This is a genomic window from Lentilactobacillus diolivorans DSM 14421 (assembly GCF_001434255.1).
Classification (GTDB): domain Bacteria; phylum Bacillota; class Bacilli; order Lactobacillales; family Lactobacillaceae; genus Lentilactobacillus; species Lentilactobacillus diolivorans.
Genome location: NZ_AZEY01000039.1, coordinates 1 through 246, shown reverse-complemented (window position 1 = coordinate 246; position 246 = coordinate 1). Strand labels below are relative to the sequence as shown.

The 246-nt window shown below is 40.7% G+C and carries 1 protein-coding gene; it reads left to right on the top strand.

Going from position 1 to position 246, the window contains the following annotated elements:
- A partial coding sequence (locus FC85_RS04375) for a MobA/MobL family protein (protein WP_162255413.1) occupies nt 1-246 on the top strand: 246 nt, incomplete at both ends.

Here is a 246-nt window from a genome sequence, read left to right as displayed (position 1 = left end):
TAACGTGGCTTTACCGGTAGAATTAAGTGAATCCGAACAGAAAGAATTACTGACAAAATATGTGCAAGAAAATTTTGTTGATGAGGGCATGGTAGCCGATGTAGCAATTCATCGCGACCACCCAGATAATCCGCATGCCCATGTGATGTTAACTAACCGCCCATTTAACCCAGACGGAACATGGGGAATCAAGAGCAAAAAGCAATATATTTTAGATGATAATGGCAACAAAACATATACCGGAAC